Annotated in this window: 21 protein-coding genes; 7 read left to right on the top strand and 14 right to left on the bottom strand. The window is 58.8% G+C overall.

Annotation, left to right across the window (positions count from 1 at the left end; all coding sequences use genetic code 11):
- The first annotated feature begins 109 nt into the window (after positions 1 to 109).
- The 3 genes from ACSQ16_RS07420 (at position 110) to ACSQ16_RS07410 (ending at position 2,090) form a co-directional block, all read left to right on the top strand.
- Complete coding sequence (locus ACSQ16_RS07420; RefSeq protein WP_093928503.1) at positions 110 to 397, top strand: SH3 domain-containing protein; 288 nt, start codon at positions 110 to 112, stop codon at positions 395 to 397.
- Between the two features lie 161 nt (positions 398 to 558).
- Positions 559 to 1,494 (top strand): class II glutamine amidotransferase, encoded by a 936-nt coding sequence (locus ACSQ16_RS07415; protein ID WP_243261119.1) that lies wholly within the window; start codon positions 559 to 561, stop codon positions 1,492 to 1,494.
- Between the two features lie 29 nt (positions 1,495 to 1,523).
- Complete coding sequence (locus tag ACSQ16_RS07410; protein ID WP_317405887.1) at positions 1,524 to 2,090, top strand: poly-gamma-glutamate hydrolase family protein; 567 nt, start codon at positions 1,524 to 1,526, stop codon at positions 2,088 to 2,090.
- Positions 2,091 to 2,128: 38 nt separating this feature from the next.
- On the opposite strand, the gene ACSQ16_RS07405 is transcribed toward ACSQ16_RS07410, so the two are convergent.
- The 4 genes from ACSQ16_RS07405 to ACSQ16_RS07390 are packed head-to-tail and all read right to left on the bottom strand — an operon-like array spanning position 2,129 to position 6,049.
- On the bottom strand, positions 2,129 to 2,980 hold the full coding sequence (locus ACSQ16_RS07405) for an ABC transporter permease (protein ID WP_243261121.1): 852 nt from the start codon (positions 2,978 to 2,980) through the stop codon (positions 2,129 to 2,131).
- A gap of 4 nt (positions 2,981 to 2,984) precedes the next feature.
- Positions 2,985 to 3,842: an ABC transporter permease gene (locus tag ACSQ16_RS07400; RefSeq protein ID WP_243261122.1), complete on the bottom strand. Its 858-nt coding sequence runs from the start codon at positions 3,840 to 3,842 to the stop codon at positions 2,985 to 2,987.
- A complete protein-coding gene (locus ACSQ16_RS07395) occupies positions 3,842 to 4,927 on the bottom strand; it encodes an ABC transporter ATP-binding protein (protein ID WP_093928499.1) in 1,086 nt (361 codons plus the stop codon). The genes ACSQ16_RS07400 and ACSQ16_RS07395 overlap by 1 nt, the downstream gene beginning before the upstream one ends.
- A gap of 60 nt (positions 4,928 to 4,987) precedes the next feature.
- On the bottom strand, positions 4,988 to 6,049 hold the full coding sequence (locus ACSQ16_RS07390) for an extracellular solute-binding protein (protein ID WP_243261123.1): 1,062 nt from the start codon (positions 6,047 to 6,049) through the stop codon (positions 4,988 to 4,990).
- A 411-nt stretch (positions 6,050 to 6,460) separates the two neighbouring features.
- Between ACSQ16_RS07390 and ACSQ16_RS07385 the strand changes: the two genes are divergently transcribed.
- On the top strand, positions 6,461 to 7,879 hold the full coding sequence (locus ACSQ16_RS07385) for an amidase family protein (RefSeq protein WP_243261124.1): 1,419 nt from the start codon (positions 6,461 to 6,463) through the stop codon (positions 7,877 to 7,879).
- Positions 7,880 to 8,166: 287 nt separating this feature from the next.
- Here the strand turns inward: ACSQ16_RS07385 and ACSQ16_RS07380 are convergent, their stop codons facing one another.
- Positions 8,167 to 8,292, bottom strand: a complete 126-nt coding sequence (locus ACSQ16_RS07380) for an AraC family transcriptional regulator (RefSeq protein WP_394805093.1) — start codon at positions 8,290 to 8,292, stop codon at positions 8,167 to 8,169.
- A 28-nt stretch (positions 8,293 to 8,320) separates the two neighbouring features.
- Between ACSQ16_RS07380 and ACSQ16_RS07375 the strand changes: the two genes are divergently transcribed.
- Positions 8,321 to 8,440, top strand: coding sequence for a proline racemase family protein (locus tag ACSQ16_RS07375; RefSeq protein ID WP_243261125.1), 120 nt, complete (start codon positions 8,321 to 8,323; stop codon positions 8,438 to 8,440).
- A gap of 418 nt (positions 8,441 to 8,858) precedes the next feature.
- On the opposite strand, the gene ACSQ16_RS07370 is transcribed toward ACSQ16_RS07375, so the two are convergent.
- The 7 genes from ACSQ16_RS07370 to ACSQ16_RS07340 all read right to left on the bottom strand — a co-directional run bounded on the left by ACSQ16_RS07370 (position 8,859) and on the right by ACSQ16_RS07340 (position 14,221).
- Positions 8,859 to 9,401, bottom strand: a complete 543-nt coding sequence (locus ACSQ16_RS07370) for a helix-turn-helix transcriptional regulator (RefSeq protein WP_243261126.1) — start codon at positions 9,399 to 9,401, stop codon at positions 8,859 to 8,861.
- 70 nt (positions 9,402 to 9,471) lie between these two features.
- Entirely contained in the window at positions 9,472 to 10,206 is a 735-nt protein-coding gene (locus ACSQ16_RS07365; RefSeq protein ID WP_243261127.1) for a copper-binding protein, read from the bottom strand.
- 24 nt (positions 10,207 to 10,230) lie between these two features.
- The gene (locus ACSQ16_RS07360; RefSeq protein WP_243261128.1) at positions 10,231 to 11,610 is read right to left on the bottom strand and encodes a multicopper oxidase family protein; all 1,380 of its coding nucleotides are present in this window, start codon (positions 11,608 to 11,610) and stop codon (positions 10,231 to 10,233) included.
- Positions 11,611 to 11,627: 17 nt separating this feature from the next.
- A complete protein-coding gene (locus ACSQ16_RS07355) occupies positions 11,628 to 13,091 on the bottom strand; it encodes a TolC family protein (RefSeq protein ID WP_243261129.1) in 1,464 nt (487 codons plus the stop codon).
- A complete protein-coding gene (locus ACSQ16_RS07350; RefSeq protein WP_243261130.1) occupies positions 13,091 to 13,381 on the bottom strand; it encodes a hypothetical protein in 291 nt (96 codons plus the stop codon). Before ACSQ16_RS07350 ends, ACSQ16_RS07355 begins: the two co-directional genes overlap by 1 nt.
- A gap of 82 nt (positions 13,382 to 13,463) precedes the next feature.
- Positions 13,464 to 13,841, bottom strand: coding sequence for a hypothetical protein (locus tag ACSQ16_RS07345; protein WP_243261131.1), 378 nt, complete (start codon positions 13,839 to 13,841; stop codon positions 13,464 to 13,466).
- A 179-nt stretch (positions 13,842 to 14,020) separates the two neighbouring features.
- The gene (locus ACSQ16_RS07340; protein WP_276521346.1) at positions 14,021 to 14,221 is read right to left on the bottom strand and encodes a metal-sensitive transcriptional regulator; all 201 of its coding nucleotides are present in this window, start codon (positions 14,219 to 14,221) and stop codon (positions 14,021 to 14,023) included.
- A 169-nt stretch (positions 14,222 to 14,390) separates the two neighbouring features.
- Here ACSQ16_RS07340 and ACSQ16_RS07335 point away from each other — a divergent pair, with 169 nt between their 5' ends.
- Positions 14,391 to 14,915: a DUF305 domain-containing protein gene (locus tag ACSQ16_RS07335; RefSeq protein WP_243261132.1), complete on the top strand. Its 525-nt coding sequence runs from the start codon at positions 14,391 to 14,393 to the stop codon at positions 14,913 to 14,915.
- A 16-nt stretch (positions 14,916 to 14,931) separates the two neighbouring features.
- A complete protein-coding gene (locus ACSQ16_RS07330) occupies positions 14,932 to 15,252 on the top strand; it encodes a hypothetical protein (RefSeq protein ID WP_243261133.1) in 321 nt (106 codons plus the stop codon).
- Positions 15,253 to 15,315: 63 nt separating this feature from the next.
- Here ACSQ16_RS07330 and ACSQ16_RS07325 read toward each other — a convergent pair whose 3' ends face one another.
- Together ACSQ16_RS07325 and ACSQ16_RS07320 are read right to left on the bottom strand one after the other, a co-directional pair.
- Positions 15,316 to 16,689 (bottom strand): ATP-binding protein, encoded by a 1,374-nt coding sequence (locus tag ACSQ16_RS07325; protein ID WP_435988720.1) that lies wholly within the window; start codon positions 16,687 to 16,689, stop codon positions 15,316 to 15,318.
- The gene (locus ACSQ16_RS07320; RefSeq protein ID WP_093928483.1) at positions 16,682 to 17,353 is read right to left on the bottom strand and encodes a response regulator transcription factor; all 672 of its coding nucleotides are present in this window, start codon (positions 17,351 to 17,353) and stop codon (positions 16,682 to 16,684) included. Before ACSQ16_RS07320 ends, ACSQ16_RS07325 begins: the two co-directional genes overlap by 8 nt.
- Positions 17,354 to 17,361: the final 8 nt, after the last annotated feature.

Genomic DNA, 17,361 nt, shown 5'->3' with positions numbered 1-17,361 from the left:
CATTCTGCGGAACGCGCGCTCGCACGATGTGGGGAAAGCGCGGTATAAGGCGGCTAGGATCAGGCCGGTTTTCGATCTATGACGGACGAAAATCAAAGAGAGGCAGATCATGCGCAGGATCACATTCGCAACCGTTTCCACCCTTATGTTCGTCGCAGGCTGTGCGGGCATCGCCGCCGATCAGGTGATGGTGCACCGCACCGGGCCGGACGAGCTTTTGAAGCTGCGCAGCGGCCCCGGGCTCGACTTTGGGGTCATCATGGGCCTGCCCGATGGCACCATTCTCAACCGCCGCGATTGCGTGACTGAGATTGGCCAGCTTTGGTGCCGAGTTTCCTTGGCCGATGCGCCAGAGGTACGGGGCTATGTCTCGGCTGATTATATCTCGGATATCTGAGACGAAAGCCGGAGCGGGGCGGCACGCGCCCCCCTCTTTTTTCAAACGGCGCTTCAGCGCCACGGCCCGACGTGTGGCTAGATTTACCGGCACATCACTCTACCTGAGGGCTTCACACCCGTTGTGACGCTAAGTGAAACCTCTCTAGAGTAAGGACAAATATGTGCCGCTTCCTCGCCTATATCGGACCTGAACTGCCAATCGAGTCGCTGCTCCTTGCTCCTGAAAACAGTCTGCTGAACCAAAGCCTTGATCCGGAACTTCACCCAAGTCTGCAGCTGGCAGGATGGGGTTTTGCCGCATGGAGCGAACATCTGCTGAAACCCGATGCGCCGCTGCTGTACCATCGGCCCAAGGCGGCCTTTCACGACGACAACGCCAAGACCCTAATCCCCAGCCTGCAGGCGCATACGATGCTCTCGCATATCCGCGCGGCGTCTTATGATGCTAGCGTTGTACAGGCCGATGAGAATTGTCATCCGTTTTCCTTTGAGCACACCCCGTGGATCATTGCCCAGAACGGCGCCCTGCCCCATTGGCGGCAGTTGCAGCGCGAGCTTCTGCCCTATTGCAAAGATCAATACCTCACCCAAATGCGCGGCACGACGGATACTGAATTTCTGTATGTGTTGCTGCTGTCATTGCTGGAGGGCGACAGCGACGACCATGTGCAGCGCGGGTTTGAGAAACTGCTCAAGGTGATCTGCGAAGCGGCGCGAAAACTTGATCTCGCGTCGCTGACCAAGCTCAAGATTGCGCTGGTCAGTTCGGATCGGATCATTGGCGTGAACTATGGCTGCGGCCATGAAGGCGAGACTGATGTGAAGGGCGATTGGAAGAAGTTGCGCGACGAAGACTTGCATCTCTCTATGCTGCTTGAGCCGGTCTATGTGCTAACAGGGACAAACTTTCAGGATTACGCCAATTCCTACAAGGTAGACGCCTGCCCCGAAGGAGAAGCCACATCGGCGATCTTTGCCTCTGAGCCGCTGACCGAAGACGGGGACGAGTGGCAAAGCATCAATTTCGGAGAGATCGTGTTTCTTGAGCGTAAAGACGGGCGCATTGCCAAAACGGTGCGCAAGCTCGACGTTTGATCGTTCGCCCAGTCGATAGGAGCCATTTGATGACGGATCGTTTCCAGAACTATGCCGACCTCTCAGCAGAGATGCTGCGCGATGATGATTACCAGATACGCGCGGAGGATCGGGGCGGCGCGGTGATCATCCTCGCGCCCCACGGCGGTACGATTGAGCCGGAGACTTCGCTGATCGCCGAGGCCATCGCGGGAAGCGACTATTCCTACTATCTGTTCGAGGCACTGAAAGCCGGGGCGCATGGGGATTTCCACATCACCTCGCACCGCTTTGATGAGCCGCAGGCGTTGGAACTTGTGGCAAGCGCGCAGGTTGCCGTGGCGATCCATGGCCGCAAGGATGATGGCACCGAGACGGTTTGGCTTGGCGGGCGGGCCGAAGCCCTACGCGATGCAATCGGCGCGGCCCTGCGTGAGGCGGGGTTTGACGCGGCGCCCAACACCACGCTGCCCGGTGTGCATGAGACGAACATCTGCAACCGAACCCGCACAGGCGAAGGCGTTCAGCTAGAACTGCCCCGGTCGCTGCGGCGCACGCTTGCCGAAGACCCAGACCTGTTAGAGAGATTCAGTCAAGCGGTACGGCAGACGCTGTGACCAGGGAGCGGCAGGCCCAGCGCGGGCCTGCCCTATTATCATCCGCGCTTTTGAAACAGGATCAGCATCAGCGCCAAAAGCGATGAGCTCAGCATCAATAACAGCGACACGGCGTTCAGCAGCGGGGTCGAGCCTTCTTTCAACCGGTCGAACATGGCGATGGTCAGCGGCGCGTCAGAACCCACGAGCATCAGCGTTGTGTTGAAGTTCTCAAAGCTCATGAGAAACGCCACCACGATCGCCCCAATCATCGCAGGCGCAAGGAACGGCAGAGTGATCGTGCGCACCGCCGTCAGCCGGTCCGCGCCAAGGTTCAGCGCCGCCTCTTCCAGCGTGCGGTCAAACTTCTGCAAGCGGGCCGAGATCACCAGCGTGGCGATGGTGGTGATAAAGCTAAACTGCCCCAAGATCACCAAAAGCAGACCGGGGCGCAGCGCCTGAATGTCGATCTGCGCCATGTCCCAGACGCCATTGGCCAGCGTGGAGGAAAACACCAGAACCGAGATGCCCAGCACGATGCCGGGTATCACCAGCGGCAGCAGCATCAGCACATAGAGAAACCCCTTGCCGCGAAACTCATAGCGGTTGAACAAAAAGGCGTTCGTCGTGCCAACGCAAACCGACATGATCGCCACGCAAAGCGCCACGAATGCCGATGTGCCCACCGACCGCAGGATGCCACGTTCATGAAAGACGCCGATCTGAGGGCGCTCCGCGCCGAAGAACCAATTCCACGTGAATCCCTCCCACGGAAGAGACGGGAACTGGCTGTCGTTGAAGGCGAATACCGCCACCACGGTCAGCGGCAGGGCCAGATAGAGAAAGAACAGCGCCACATAGCCACCATAGAGGATGCGAAAGCTGCGCGATTGCGGGATTGTCGGGATCATTGGATCACCCCATCGTTTCCTTGAGGGTCCGGCCCGTGAGCCAGAGCATCCCCCAGACGATCACCGAAGACAGCACCAAAAGCATAAAGCCAAAGGCGGCGCCCAGCTCCCAATTGGAGCGCACGATGAACTGGTTATAGATCATTTCGGTGAACCACAGGCTGTCCTTGCCGCCCAGCATCGTCGGCGTCAGGTAGTTGCCCAAGCTCAGCATGAAAACCACGATACAGCCCGACACGATGCCGGGCATGGCATGGGGGATGATGATCTCACGCAGGACGGAAAGCCCGCTGCCGCCCAGATCATAACCCGCCTCGATCACGCTGTCGTCGAGGCTCTCCAGCGTGGTGACAAGCGGCACCACCATGAAGAGCATGGAAGTATAGACCAGCCCGACCATCATCGTAGCATCGGTGTAAAGCAACTCCACCGGACGGTCCGCCAGCCCCACCCATTGCAACAGGTTCGAGACGAGACCGGTCTCGCGCAGCAGGATCATCCAGCCGAAGGTGCGCACCAGTTCGGAGACGTAAAACGGGATCAGACAGAGCAGGAAAAGCACCTGCTGCAAGCGCCCCTTCGCCATTTTGGCGATGTAATAGGCCACCGGAAAGGCGATCAGCAGCGTGAGCGCGGTTGCCAGCACCGACATCACCGCCGTGCGCCAAAAGGTGCGTAGGTAAAGTGGTTCGGTCAACGCCTTTTCATATTGCGCCAGACTGGTTTCATAGACGCCAAAGCTGATCCGCTCGCGCAGAGAGATCAGCAGCATGTCGATATGCGGGATGATGATGAGCAGACCCAGCCAAAGCACCAAAGGCGTCAGCAGCAGGTAGAATGTAATGCGGGATTGACTGCGCATCAGGCGGCCCCAAAGCAGGTCGCCTGCCCCGCACCCCAGCCGATATGCACCGCATCGCCGCGTTGCAGGCTTGAGAATTCACCTGATTGCGGCAGCGTGACTTCGAGCGTTTCGCCAACATCGTCCTGTACCAACACGCGCGAAGCCGCGCCGTTGAACAGCAGGCTGGTCACCGTGCCCGTCAGTTGATTGTCAAAGCCCGACAGCGCATCGGCACTGGCGGCCAGCCGGATGGATTCAGGTCGCACGAAGATCTCGGCCCGCGCCCCTTGGACAAGGCCCGCGCCGGTGGCGCGCATTGCAAGCCCGCTGTCGGTGCGCAGTTGCAGGGCGTCGCCCTCCACCCGCTCAATCCGGCCCTTCCAGCGGTTCGATTCGCCGATGAAACCGGCGACGAAGGGCGTCTCGGGGCGGTAGTAGAGGTCTTGCCCCCGGCCCACCTGCTCGAACTGGCCATTGCTCATCACTGCGATCTGATCGGACATCACCAGCGCTTCGGATTGGTCGTGGGTGATATAGACGAATGTCGTGTCAAAGGCGGCTTGCAGGGCCTTCAGCTCAACCTTCATATGTTCGCGCAGCTTGAGGTCCAGCGCCCCCAGCGGCTCATCCAGCAGCAGCACGTCAGGCTCCAACACCATGCAGCGCGCGATGGCGACACGTTGTTTCTGCCCGCCCGAAAGCTCATCCGTCTTGCGCGCGCCGATCCCCGGCAGGCCGATCCGGTCGAGCGCCTCGTCGACTTTACGCGCAATCTCAGCCTTGGGCATGCCACGGCGGCGCAGGCCATAGCCGATATTCTCGGCAATCGTCATCATCGGGAAAAGCGCCAGATGTTGGAACACCATATTCACCGGGCGTTTGTTCGGCGGCGTGTCGAGCACCGATCCGCCCTTGATCCGAATGTCACCGGAGGTGGGGTCGAGAAACCCCGCGATCATCCGCATGATCGTCGTTTTGCCGCAGCCCGAAGGCCCGAGGATGGAGAAGAAACTGCCGGGCGGCACCGTGAAGGAGACGTTGTTAACAGCGGTGGTATCGCCGAACCGCTTAACGAGGTCGACGCATTCCAGATCTGGGGTCATGTGAATTCCGTATAAAGAAGCGACACCCTCAGCGTGAGGGTGCCGCTCGTAGGTCAGTTATCAGTTGGCAGCTTGGACGCGGTCCAGCACTTCGCCTTCGATGGTTTCCAGACCGGCGGGCACCGGCGGATACCATTTGATGTTGTCGATGGCTTCTTGGGGGAAGCTGGCCTGGTACTTGGCTTTCAGGCTGTCTTCGGCAAACTCATCCGCGCCTGCGGAGGCGGTGAAGTTGCCCGCCGCTGCGGTAATCATCGCCGCGACTTCGGGCTGCATGACAAAGTTGATCCATTCATAGGCCACATCATCGGCCTGCCCTTTGGCGGGCAGAACGAAGGTGTCGATCCAGCCCAGAGCGCCCGAGGCCGGGGCCACGAAGGTCAGATCAGCGTTGTCGTCGTTCAGCTTCCAGCCGCCGGTGTCCCATGCCATCGACGCGGTCACTTCGCCCGAGCGCAGCAGGTTCATCAGCTCATCACCGCCGCCCCAATAGGTTTTGACGTTTTCTTTGCATTCGATCAGCTTGGCTTCGACCTTGCCCATGATCTCGGCGTATTTGGCTTCGTCGCCATAGGCGGCAAAGGGGTCTTCGCCCATCGCGAAGGCGAAACCGATCAGGGTCGGACGCTTGAGGCGGTAGGAAACCTTACCCGCCACTTCCGGCGCACAGAGGTCGGTGTAGTCCTTGACCGTGTCACCCGCTTCGGCGGTGTTCATCACCAGACCGGAGGTGCCCCAGACATGCGGCACGCCATAAACGTCGCCGTTCACGGTGGTGTTGCCCATCGTCGCATCAAGCATGGAGGGAATGAAAAGCTCTTTCTTCAGCTTGGAGACGTCGATCGGCTTGTAGATGCCGAATTCCATCTGCGGGCCCATGATGCGGTCTTGCGACGGCTGGGCAAGGTCAAAACCACCGCCGCCTGTGGCGCGCAGCTTGGCGATCATCTCTTCGTTGTTGGATTTCGTGACTTCGACGGTATGGCCGGTCTCTTCTTCGAATTTCGCGACCACGTCCTCAGGTGCGTAGCCGCCCCATGTCAAAAGGCGCAGCGTGTCGGCTTGGGCCACGGAGGCGAGCCCCGCCAGCATGGTGCCGGCCAGCAGAATGGTTCGTGTCATGGGAAATCCTCTTTCTAGTGTACTCATTGTCGGCAGAATGCGCGCGTTAGACCATTTGGTCAATTTATACTTCGGCGCAGCATGCCTCCTTGTCGCCTTAGAATGCAAAACTTTTGTGACAGTGATGGCAATTGCCTTTTGTTTTGGCAGGGTTGGCATCACCGCGACTTAGAAATTGGCAGATCAATCGGCATGCGCATCCCCGTGCGATAGGATCACGCTGGGCGGACTTGTCTTTGCAGTTTTAGCACGCCAAACCGCCAGCGCGGCAGGCTGACAATGCGTATTTGTCCTATGGAGCGTCGCATGGCGAAACTACTTGCCTTGCTATGTTTTTTCCTGTGAAGGTCGCCGCATCACGACCTAAGGCCCCGCCTTGGTTGGGCATAAAATAGAACGGAAGGAACCGGAATGACCGACAGCAAACCGCTTTGGCAATGGAGCGCCAGCGAAATCTCAGCGGCCACCCGGGCAGGCACAATCTCGGCCAGTGACGCCACCGAGGCGGCGATCGCACGTATGAATGAGGTCAATCCAGACCTGAACGCGGTTGTCGAAAACCTTGCTGACGAAGCACGGGCAGAGGCCAGCGCTTTGGACGCCAGCAGCGCGCCCAAGGGGGCGCTCCACGGCGTTCCGGTCACCATCAAAATAAACGTTGACCAAAAGGGCCATGCCACCAGCAACGGTGTTCCAGCGTTCAAAGACATAATTGCGCCCGAGGATGCGCCGTTGGTTCGCAACCTGAAAGACGCAGGCGCGATCATCATAGGCCGCACCAACACGCCTGAGTTTTCCTTTCGTGCGGACACGGACAACCCACTTTATGGGCGCACCTACAACCCTTGGGGCCGGCATCTGTCGGCGGGCGGCTCTTCGGGCGGTGCCGGATCGGCCGTGATGGCCGGGATTGGCGCACTTGCCCATGGCAACGACATTGGCGGTTCGCTGCGTTTTCCGGCTTCGGCAAATGGCGCGGTCACGGTGAAACCCGGATTGGGACGGGTGCCTGCGTGGAACCCCAGCCAAAAGGCTGAGCGGGGATTTTTGGCACAATCCATGTCAGTTCAAGGGCTTATCGCAAGAACTGCATCTGATCTGCACCTCTCGATGCCCTCCCTGATCACGCCAGACGCGCGCGACCCGTTCCATGTGCCGCTTCCTTGGCGTGGCGCAGCGATAGACGGCCCGATCCGTGTCGCCGTAACACGCGAAGATTTTGGGTTTGGCCTGCACGGTGATGTGGCCACGGCGCTTGATAATGCGGCATCCGCCCTGTCAAATGCAGGCTACGCCGTCGAAGAGGTCGACCCGCCCCTTGCGCGCGAGACCGGCGAAGTTGGATACCGTGCGTTGTTGGGCGAAGTTCAAGCCCTCATGGGCCCGGATATTCGCGCCCACGGATCTGACGAAGTGAATGCGATCTTCGATGCCTACTATGCGGAATTCCCGCCTTTCGAAGGTACTCAGCAGCTGGAAATGATTGCCAAACGCACGCATTACGCCCGCGAATGGTCGCTGTTTCTTGAGGATTACCCCTTGATCCTGACCCCATTCCTGCTGGCTCCGTTCTTCACGGCTGGCCGCGATACGGAGGGTCCAGAAGGTGTGCGTGAGGTATTGGGCAAGGCGCATTGGTCGTTCATCATGAACTTTACCGGGCTGCCTGCTGGCAACATTCCAACGCATATCGCGCGCTTGGCCAGCGGCCCCCAGCCCATCGGGGTGCAAATCGCCGGCCGTCGCTGGCGCGAAGATCTGATCGTCGACGCGATGCAGGCGATCGAGAAAGAAATTCCGCCGGTTTGTGGGGCTTTGTGGGATAGGTAAGGGTTCTTAGGATAAGCGTGCGAGCGTGTAGGGGCGGTCGCGCGCTGGTTTGGGCCAAGGTATCGTCGGCAACGGCCCGGAATCGCGATTCATTTAGTACGCAGCCAAGGTCAGTTTTTGGAAGCTCTTAAGAAACCCGTCAATCGCGGAACCTCCGATTAAATTGGTGGGAATGCCTTCCACTCAAAAGGTGCATTGCAAGTAACCGAAGAGAGCATTTAACCTCTTTAGGCAATCTCATAACACCAAGATGAAAGAGCGCTCCCCCCCGGAAAGCTGACTTACTACTAGGATTCCTTCACCGAGTAGAGAGTATTCGATGATCGACGGTATAGGCTTGGAGACGTGCCATAGGACTTACGAAACTCACGATGAAAATGCGCAGAATCTGAAAACCCTGCGTCAGCTGCAATCTCAGCGATTCAGCTTTTGGGTGAAACCATGCTGGGGAACCAGCGCGCTGTGATCCCTACGGTTAAAGGCACCGCCAAAGTTATCGGCTATGCCAAATGGTTGATCGATGAAACCGACCCTGTTGGCCGCGGTTTTACCATCACCTAAAAACACAGTCGTGACGGTCGGCCGCCGCAGCTTACGTGGCGGCCGACTGTTTCATAGCGGGTGGGAAAGTCTCCATGCCCGCCACAGGTTTTACGTCACTTCGCAGATAGTTGCGCAACACATTCGGCCTTGGCCCCTGCGCCCATTTGGTGTCGGGCTTGGGATCAGACAGGTCGAGGTCATTCGAGATCACCTCACTGAAGGCGGGCTTCCCACTATTAAACCTCTTCACGCCCCGGGGCTGCCGGTGCAGCCTTGCCCCCAAGTTTGGTATAGTCCAACAGCAGCGCGTTACCGTGATGCCAAGTATGGCCCGTTGCATCATGCGGCGGCACGGGAAAGTTATCCGTTCTTAAGCGCACGGGTCCACCCTGCCGCTCTGTCCAGACAGCCATCCTTTGGTCAAGATGGGAGACAATCAAGCTGCGTCGTCCAGATGAACCCTCGTATCATCGCGCAGCTCTGCGGGGATCAAGACGTCATCCATCAGGTCCTCAATGAAGGTGCAGAGCAACTGAGTTCGGCCCGCGACCCCCGCCTTGCGATAGATTGCATTTGTTTGCGCTTTAATCGTGCCTTCGGAGGTGCCTCGCAGCCCTGCAATATCCCGGGTACTTAGTCCTTTCGTCAAGAAAAGCGCGACGTCTTTCTCTGCGGACGTCAGTCTCCATTTATGAAAATGCTCGGCTATCAATTGCGAAAACTCCGACGTGCATTTGCGCATCTTTTCTTCGGCAAGCCGGGCACGATGAAGACTCATTCTCAAGGCAATCCAACCCAAGGCGACCCCCAGATTCAACCCGATTGCCAAGATCGTTTGCTGATACTCATGGCTTTGCCAGATCAGAAAATCGGGCTCCATTCCTATGACGTCCAGTAGGAAGCAAACAGTAAAGAAGATCGCCACAATTGCCTGTAGTGCAGCGATGGCCCAAAGGGCGATGGTTCCACGCGATTTCATAGCTCGAACTGCCTTATTTTTTGGTGGAAAGCGCAGGGCCAGCCCGGTCAACCGGCCCTGCGATAGGCGCTTACTTCATCGCTGTGACGGTGAGCTTGCCTTTCACGCGGTCGGCCACGAATTCGATGTTCTGGCCTTCCTTCATATTGGCGATCAGCGTCTCATCAGCTTTGAACACCATGGTCATCGACGGCATGTCGAGGTTTTCAAGCGGGCCGTGAATGATGGTCACTTTCTTACCCTTCGCGTCGACCTTCTTGATCTTGCCGGTTGAATAGACAGCCGGAGCTTCGGGCGCCTCATCAGACTGCGCCACGGTGATCGGGCCATGCATGCCGGATTCGTAGTGGCCGGGGATCAGGCAGGCGAATTCAAACGTGCCTTCGTTGGCGAAGGTCCAGATCACCTCGCCCTCCATGCCGGAGTCGAGACGGACCGAATTCGGGTCGTCATGCTCCATGTCCATCTTGGCCATGGCTTCCTTGTGCTCGGCATTGCCCTCCATCGTGTCGATGACGAACTCATGTTCGATCTCGCCCTTGTTGGTGACGGCAAAGCGGATGGTCTCGCCTTCCTTGATGTCGAACGCAGCGGGCTCGAAAATCATCTCGCCATCGTCGGTTTCGAGCATGGTCACGTCGATGGTGCGATCGACCGCCTCGGCCTTGCCGGGCATGCCGATGGCCATCTCTTTGTGCATGTCGCCGTGGCCGTCATCGCCGTGGCCGCCGCCATGGGTGCCTGCGGCAAAGGCCGGGGCGGTAATGAGAAGGCTGAGGGCGGTCGAAAGAAGAAGTTTGTTCATGGTATTTCCTGTATGGGTTGGTTGTCATTGTGGTCCGAGGGCCGCTTGGCTCTCGGAGGTTGGTTTCGGCGTGATCTTGGTTTTGGGGCTGTGGTTCTGCGCGAACTCTGGCAGCTCGCCCGTCCATTCGTACGCCTCGGTGCCCGGAGGGTTTTCGTACCAGCCGGGATCTTCGTAATCGTCCGCGTCGATGCCCTCGCGCACCTTCACGACCGAGAACATGCCGCCCATTTCCAGCGGGCCATGCGGCCCCCAACCGGCCATCATCGGCACGGTGTTGTCGGGCAGCGGCATCGACATTTCGCCCATATCCGCCATACCCGCCGTGCCCATGGGCATGAACTCGGGCTGCACGCGGCGGACCTGACGTGTCATGTTGGAACTGTTGGTGCCGATCAGCGTCGGCACGTCGTGGCCCATGGCGTTCATCGTGTGGTGCGACTTGTGACAATGGATCGCCCAGTCGCCCAGATGGTCGGCCACGAACTCATAGGCCCGCATGGCGCCCACGGGGATGTCGATGGAGACCTCGGGCCACTGTGCTGATTCCGGCACCCAGCCGCCATCGGTGCAGGTGACCTTGAAGTCATAGCCATGCATGTGGATCGGGTGGTTGGTCATCGTGAGGTTGCCAACGCGCACCCGCACCTTATCCCCTTGGTTGACCACAAGCGGGTCAATGTCCGGGAAAATCCGGCTGTTCCAGGTCCACAGGTTGAAATCCGTCATCGTCATGATGCGCGGGATGTAGGTGCCGGGATCAATGTCGAAGGCGTTCAGCATGATCAGGAAGTCCCGATCCACGCGCATGAAGTACGGATCTTTGGGGTGGACCACGAACATGCCCATCATCCCCATCGCCATCTGTACCATCTCATCCCCATGCGGGTGATACATGAAGGTGCCGGATTTGGTCAGATCGAACTCGTAGATAAAGGTCTTGCCCGGCGGGATGCCGGGGTGGCTGAGCCCGCCGACACCGTCCATGCCAGAGGGCAGGATCAGCCCGTGCCAATGCACGGTGGTATGTTCGGGCAGGCGGTTGGTGACATAGATGCGCACCCGGTCGCCCTCCACCGCCTCGATGGTGGGACCGGTTGACTGGCCGTTATAGCCCCAGAGGCGCGCGACCATCCCGTCAGCCAGTTCGCGCTCCACCGGTTCGGCAACGAGGTGGAATTCCTTCACCCCGTTGTTCATCCGATGCGGCAGGGTCCAGCCGTTGAGCGTGACCACGGGATTGTAATCCGGCCCGCTGGTGGGGCGGGTTGGCGATTGGGTCAGCGCGCTGTCCATGACGGCGGCTTCGGGCAGGCCCATATTCATGGTCTGGCCCCATGCTTTGGAGGACACGAGCGTCGCTCCCGCAGCACCGGCCCCCAGCAGTTGACGTCTGTTAATCATCTGATTGCTTCCTTGTCTCAATGTCCTGCGCCGCCACCGGCGGCAATCTGTGCCTCTCCGCCGGCGCCACCGCCGCCGCTGCCACCGCCGTAGATCGCGGCTGTCAGACCAGCCGAGGCCAGCCAGAATTCACGCTTGGCGCTGGCTGCTTCGAGCTGGCTCGCGATCTTCTCGCGGGCGTCGTTCAGCAGGTCGAAAGTGCTGGTGATCATGCCGTTGTTGCTGAGCAGCGCTTCCTCGTCGATTGTGCGGCGCAGGGGCAGCACGATGTCTGAGTAATGCCGCGCGATCTGATGGCTGGATCGGTAGGCCGTGGCTGCCGCCCGCGCTTCGGAGCGGACGTTCACAGCCTGCTCGGCCAGCACATTGGCCGCCTGAAGATAGCTCAGCTCGGCCTTGCGCAGCCGCGCCTTGCCGCTGTCGAAGATCGGGATCACGAACTCGAACTCGACCTGCGGTGACACGCTGGTCTCGGTCTCTCCGTCCTTTTCTTCACGCTCGATCTCGGCCCCGGCGATAACTTCGAGGTCCGTCAGGGTGCGGGTGGCATCGGTCAGGCCGTAGGCTTTGGCCGTGGCCTCCAACCCCAGCCGGGCGACTTCCAAATCAACGCGATTGGCCAGCGCCAGCCGTTCAATGCCCCTGTGGCTGCTGACCGTGTTCGGCACACGCGGTAGGGCATCGGGCACGTAATAGGCCACGTCCTGACCCCAGAGCCCCATAAGCCGGGTCAGCTGTTCCTTGGCCAACTGCGCATCCAGCCGCGCCTGTGCCAATTGGCCCGCCATTTCGGCGTTGAACGCCTGCTCTCGGGCTTGCGCGGCTTTGTTAAGCGCGCCGGTCTTGCCCAGCTGCTGCGCCAGTTCCGCCGCCGCATCGGTGGTGACGGCCGCGCGTTTCAGATAGCTGACCGTTTCAAAGGCCGCGACCGCGTTGACCCAAGCCTCGCGCGTCTCATTGGCCAGCGCCAACGTCTCGCTCACCGCTTGCATCTGCGCGTGCTGGAACTCCGCCTCGGCAGCGGCGATGCGCTGTTTGCGGGTGCGGGCATCCAGCAGGTTCACGGCGATCATGCTTTCCAAGGCGCGGTAAAGACCAACTTCAGGCGCGCCGATGCCCAGCAAGCCGATGGAGACGACGGGGTTTTCTGGAGTGGATTGTTGCCATGCTTCCGCTGCGGATAGACCAATCTGCGCATAGGATGCCTGAAGCCCTTGGTTGTTCAAAAGCGCAACCTGCACCGCGGTTTCGGCATTGATCGTCTTGCCGTACACCATGGCGCGGACCTGTTTAGAGGCCGCGACGGTCTCTGCCTGCGACTGCGCCCAGACGGTGCGCTTGCCGATGGCTTTGGAGGTGCGCGCCTCAACGGCGGCAAAACCAGCATCGCGGGCCGAGTAATTTACCGGCAGCACCGGGGCCGTGCAGGCGCCCAAGATCAGAGGCGTAATGACGGCGGCGGTTTTCAGTTTCCAACGCATCAGTGGTTCATCCCTTGCATTGCGCCCGGCTTGGGGGCCTGTTCCGCATTCAGCCGCCGCCAATCGAGCGGTTCGACGACACCGCGACGGCGGTAGCCTGAGAAGGGCTGTTCCTCGGCGGTGGCAGCACTGCCACGTGCGCTGTTGTCGGCGGCGGTCATCGCGGCGACTTGGGGCAGAGGCGTGGGCTGCTGCACATAGGCGCCAGTGACATCAGGAAGGGGCGGGAGCGCGGTTGCGCAAGCCCCAAGGGTCAGGGACATCGCCCCTGCAATCAGTGGTAATTTCATTGGTATTTTGCCTGAGAATGAGGTGATCTTACCCGCAGCCAGACGCCGCGGATGCAAAGGCCGTTAGTCGGCCGGGATCAACTCAGGCTCGAGGTGGGCGCAATTGGCCAGCGGGTTGGCCAGAGGCGACGGAATGGGACACGCTGGTGTATTCAACGGATCGCACAGCCGTCATTTTAACGTCTTGCGAGGTGGTCAGCGCCGCCGTCAGGCAAATACCACCACAGCAAGGCTCGCCTTCGATATCTTCGCGTACATCGGCGTGGTCGGGCACTGCTGCTTCTTGCTGCGGCTCAGACGCTGCGGTCATTTGATGGCCCACGTGATGCGCCGCCTGCGCGCTGTCATGCATCCCGCTTTGCGCGTGAACCGACGAGGGCGGGAGCAGCAATAGGCTACAAGCCAAGACCACGCCAAGCAGGGCGCGGCAGAGGTTTGATATGTTTGCCAGAGCACGCATAGGGGTCAGCAGTGTCGCAAGCCGCACGACCTGTCAACGCGTCCAGCGCAGGAAGGTTTGCGGTTTTCTGGCGGAAATCTGCCAAACCTACGGCGCGGCGGCTCGACGTTTCGGCCAAGATGGAGGCCCGTGGCGCTAACCTCGGAGCCAGAACGCGTTAGGCAATAGGCCGGAAACGCCTACTTCGACGCCTTTTGCAAAAGACCGATCAACTCGTCAAACTTGGCGCGTTGTTCTTCTGGGTCGCCGCTGGCAATCGCAGCTTCAACGCAATGCTGGGCGTGGTTCTCCAGCACAAGCTTTTCGACCCCCAGAACGGCGGATCGGATCGCCGCAGTCTGCGCTAAGATGTCCATGCAATAGCGGTCGGCCTCAACCATTTCGCGATGCCGCGTACCTGTCCTTCGAGCCGCGCTAGGCAGTCCAGCGTCTTTTCCTTGTTAGCCTTCATGAGGCGGCGCTCCGTTTGGGATTTGTTGCCAACCGGAAAATATACCTCATATGGGTATAAAACGAAGGCACACATTGGCAATTTAGGAGGACAATACAATGGTTTCAAAGAATAAGCACGACGATAGCGAAGGCACAGGCAGCGGCTATGGTCGGTTCTTCGCGATGATCGGCACCTCAACGGTTGTGATGTACGGCCTGATGTACTTGAACACCTATGCCCTCGATCATGTCTTCTTTTCGCAGACACGGATGTGGATGGCGCTTTATATGGGCGGGGTGATGGCAATTATTATGCTCGCCTTCATGCTCGGCATGTACTCCAATCGAAAAATGAACCTTGCGATCTTTACTGGGGCCGCCATCGCCTTTGCAACTGGCCTATACTTGGTCCGTTCGCAAGACACGGTAGGCGATACGGCTTGGATGAAAGCCATGATCCCGCACCATTCCATTGCGATCTTGACCAGCGAACGTGCAAACCTGTCCGATCCGCGCGTACGCGAACTGGCCAACGCGATCATTGAGGCGCAGCGCAGCGAGATCGAAGAGATGAAGCTCTATATCGAAGACATCGAAGCCAACGGGGATGCAGCGCCCGGCACGCCCCGCGCCGAACCCTAAGATGAAGGAGCATATCGTGCCCAGAGACACCCGTGATGTGGCCGACCTGACATCTGACCCGGCGACCGCAGCAACCGGAAACACCGCCGTTCTGTACCGCATGGCCCTGCCAAACCACCTGTGCCCGGCGGGGCAGAAGGCGCGATGGCTTTTGGAGGGCGCACCCTGTAGCGAACAGCAGCAATCTGCTCTGACAACTGGGCCGTCACGAAAGGCCAAGCAAAGCCCTGCAATATCAGACGCCAGCGGAGAAGTTCGCACAGTGTATTGCATCCACCTGTTGAGCCCGCCGCCCAAGGCCGACATCGCCCGCTCACTCAATCAATGTCTGATATGAGAGAACTTAAACTGCATTACTCGAATTCGGCAAAACCAACCTATGTTCAGAGCCGAACCGCATTTACCGCAGAAAATTGATCTCGAAAGTTGTTCCTGGATCATTCTCCGACACGGTTATTTCGGCGCCATGCAGATCACAGATTGCTTTTGCTAATGCTAGGCCAAGGCCATTCCCAGGACTGTTCCGACTTTTTTCGCCCCGAAAAAACCGTCGAAAAATACGCTCTCGATCCTCGCGTGCGATCCCCGGACCGTTGTCAGTGATGCGCAAGGTCGGGCCGGCAAGTGTGCTCTCCGCCAAGACCAGAACCTTAGAACCAGCGGGACAATGTTTGATTGCGTTCTCGACAAGGTTCGACAGTAGTTGCGTCAGAAGATTTCTATCGCCAACAACCTCAAGCTGTTCGCCCGGCACCTTAGTGGTCAACTCAATGCCAGCATCCTCGGCCGCAGGCTCAAAGACCTCCGTAACATTGGCTATGATCTCAGAAAGATCGTACAGCCCAAACCTTTCGCGACGGTCACTCCCCTCAATCTGGGCGATACGCAAAAGGGCGTTGAAGGTCGCTATGATTTCTTCAGTTTGATCGAGACTGGCCGAAATATCGTCCGGGCGGATCGTCGGACTGTCTCGTAGTTTCTCCAGCCGCTGCCGAAGATGCTGAAGCGGTGTGCGCATATCATGGGCGATATCATTCGAGATTTGCTCTTGGCTTTCCAGCAGGCGTTTGATCTGACCGAGCATACTATTGATCTCGGTTGATACCCGCGAAAGATCATCACGAGCCTTTGGGGTCGTTGAAATACGGGAAGCGAGGTTGCCAGCGGAAACCTCCGCGAGGGTATTTGATATCGCCGCAATCCGTCGCTCGGTGATGCGGCCTATTCGGATACCGACGATAAGGCCGAGGATCACAACCGCCAAATAGCCTACCACCAAAGCCATGCCGAGCGCTTCCAGTATCTCCAAGACGATATGGTCTCCTGTCCCTTGGATCAGGAGATAGGGGCCAACATCATCTGCGCGCAGCCAATAGCCGGTGACCTCGTCGTGGATTTCTCCTGCAAGTGGCAAATCCTTTGCCGGAAGGTAGTCTGGCAAAGGGCTTGCAAATGTCGAGGACAGGTTGCCGGAAACAATCGCGCCATCTGAGTTTAGAAGCTGGTAAACCCGGGCATTCTGAAAGCTGACTTCGGCGAGGGCATCTACGCGGTCGACCAGCATCTCATCGCCGCCCAACTCAAAGATTTCAACCAGCGTGCCCGCATCGCTGCGCATTTGGTCGAGGACCCAGTCTTGAACCTCGTATTGCGTGAACCAATAGGCCAAGGCGAAGACCAGTGCAGAGAGCACCGAATAGAGGAACGAGTATTGCAAAGACAGCCTTATGGATGTCCTCAACGCGGATGGACCTTTGCGCGCGTGCTTATCCATGGAGGCTGTATCCAGCGCCCCGAACCGTATGGATCAACGGCTGGTCGAAAGGTTTGTCGATTTTGTTGCGGAGGCGGCTGATATGCGTCTCAACGACATTCGTGTTCGGATCAAAGTGAAAGTCCCACACTGCCTCCAGCAACATGGTGCGTGTCACCACCCGCTCGGCGTTCTTCATTAGGTAGGATAGAAGGCGGAACTCACGCGGCTGCACGGCGATCTCTTGGCCGGATCTGCACACAGTATGGCGGATCAGGTCAATCTCCAGATCGACAACCTGAAGTCGCGTTTCTTCTGTCTGCATCGGGGGACGACGCGCAAGTGCAGTAAGGCGCGCAGATAGCTCTGAAAAAGCAAAAGGTTTCACAAGGTAGTCGTCCGCCCCGGCTTCCAATCCGTTCACCCGGTCGTTCAAACCGCCGAGCGCGCTCAGGAATAGGATCGGCGTATTAACATTCGCACCGCGCACTGATCTGACGAGTGTCATCCCATCCAAGCCGGGCAGCATCCGGTCGACAACGATCACGTCAAAGTCATTGTCCAAGGCATCAAGGAATCCTTGTTTGCCATCCGACGCATGCTTCGTCACATGACCAAGCGCCTTTAGGCTGGTGCAGATATACTCAGCCGTTTCGCTATCATCTTCTACAACAAGCACCCGCATTTGCGCCC

This window comes from Sulfitobacter sp. SH24, assembly GCF_965641895.1.
Classification (GTDB): domain Bacteria; phylum Pseudomonadota; class Alphaproteobacteria; order Rhodobacterales; family Rhodobacteraceae; genus Sulfitobacter; species Sulfitobacter dubius.
Note: the sequence above shows the minus strand (reverse complement) of the source record. Positions and strands in the feature narration are given on the sequence as shown.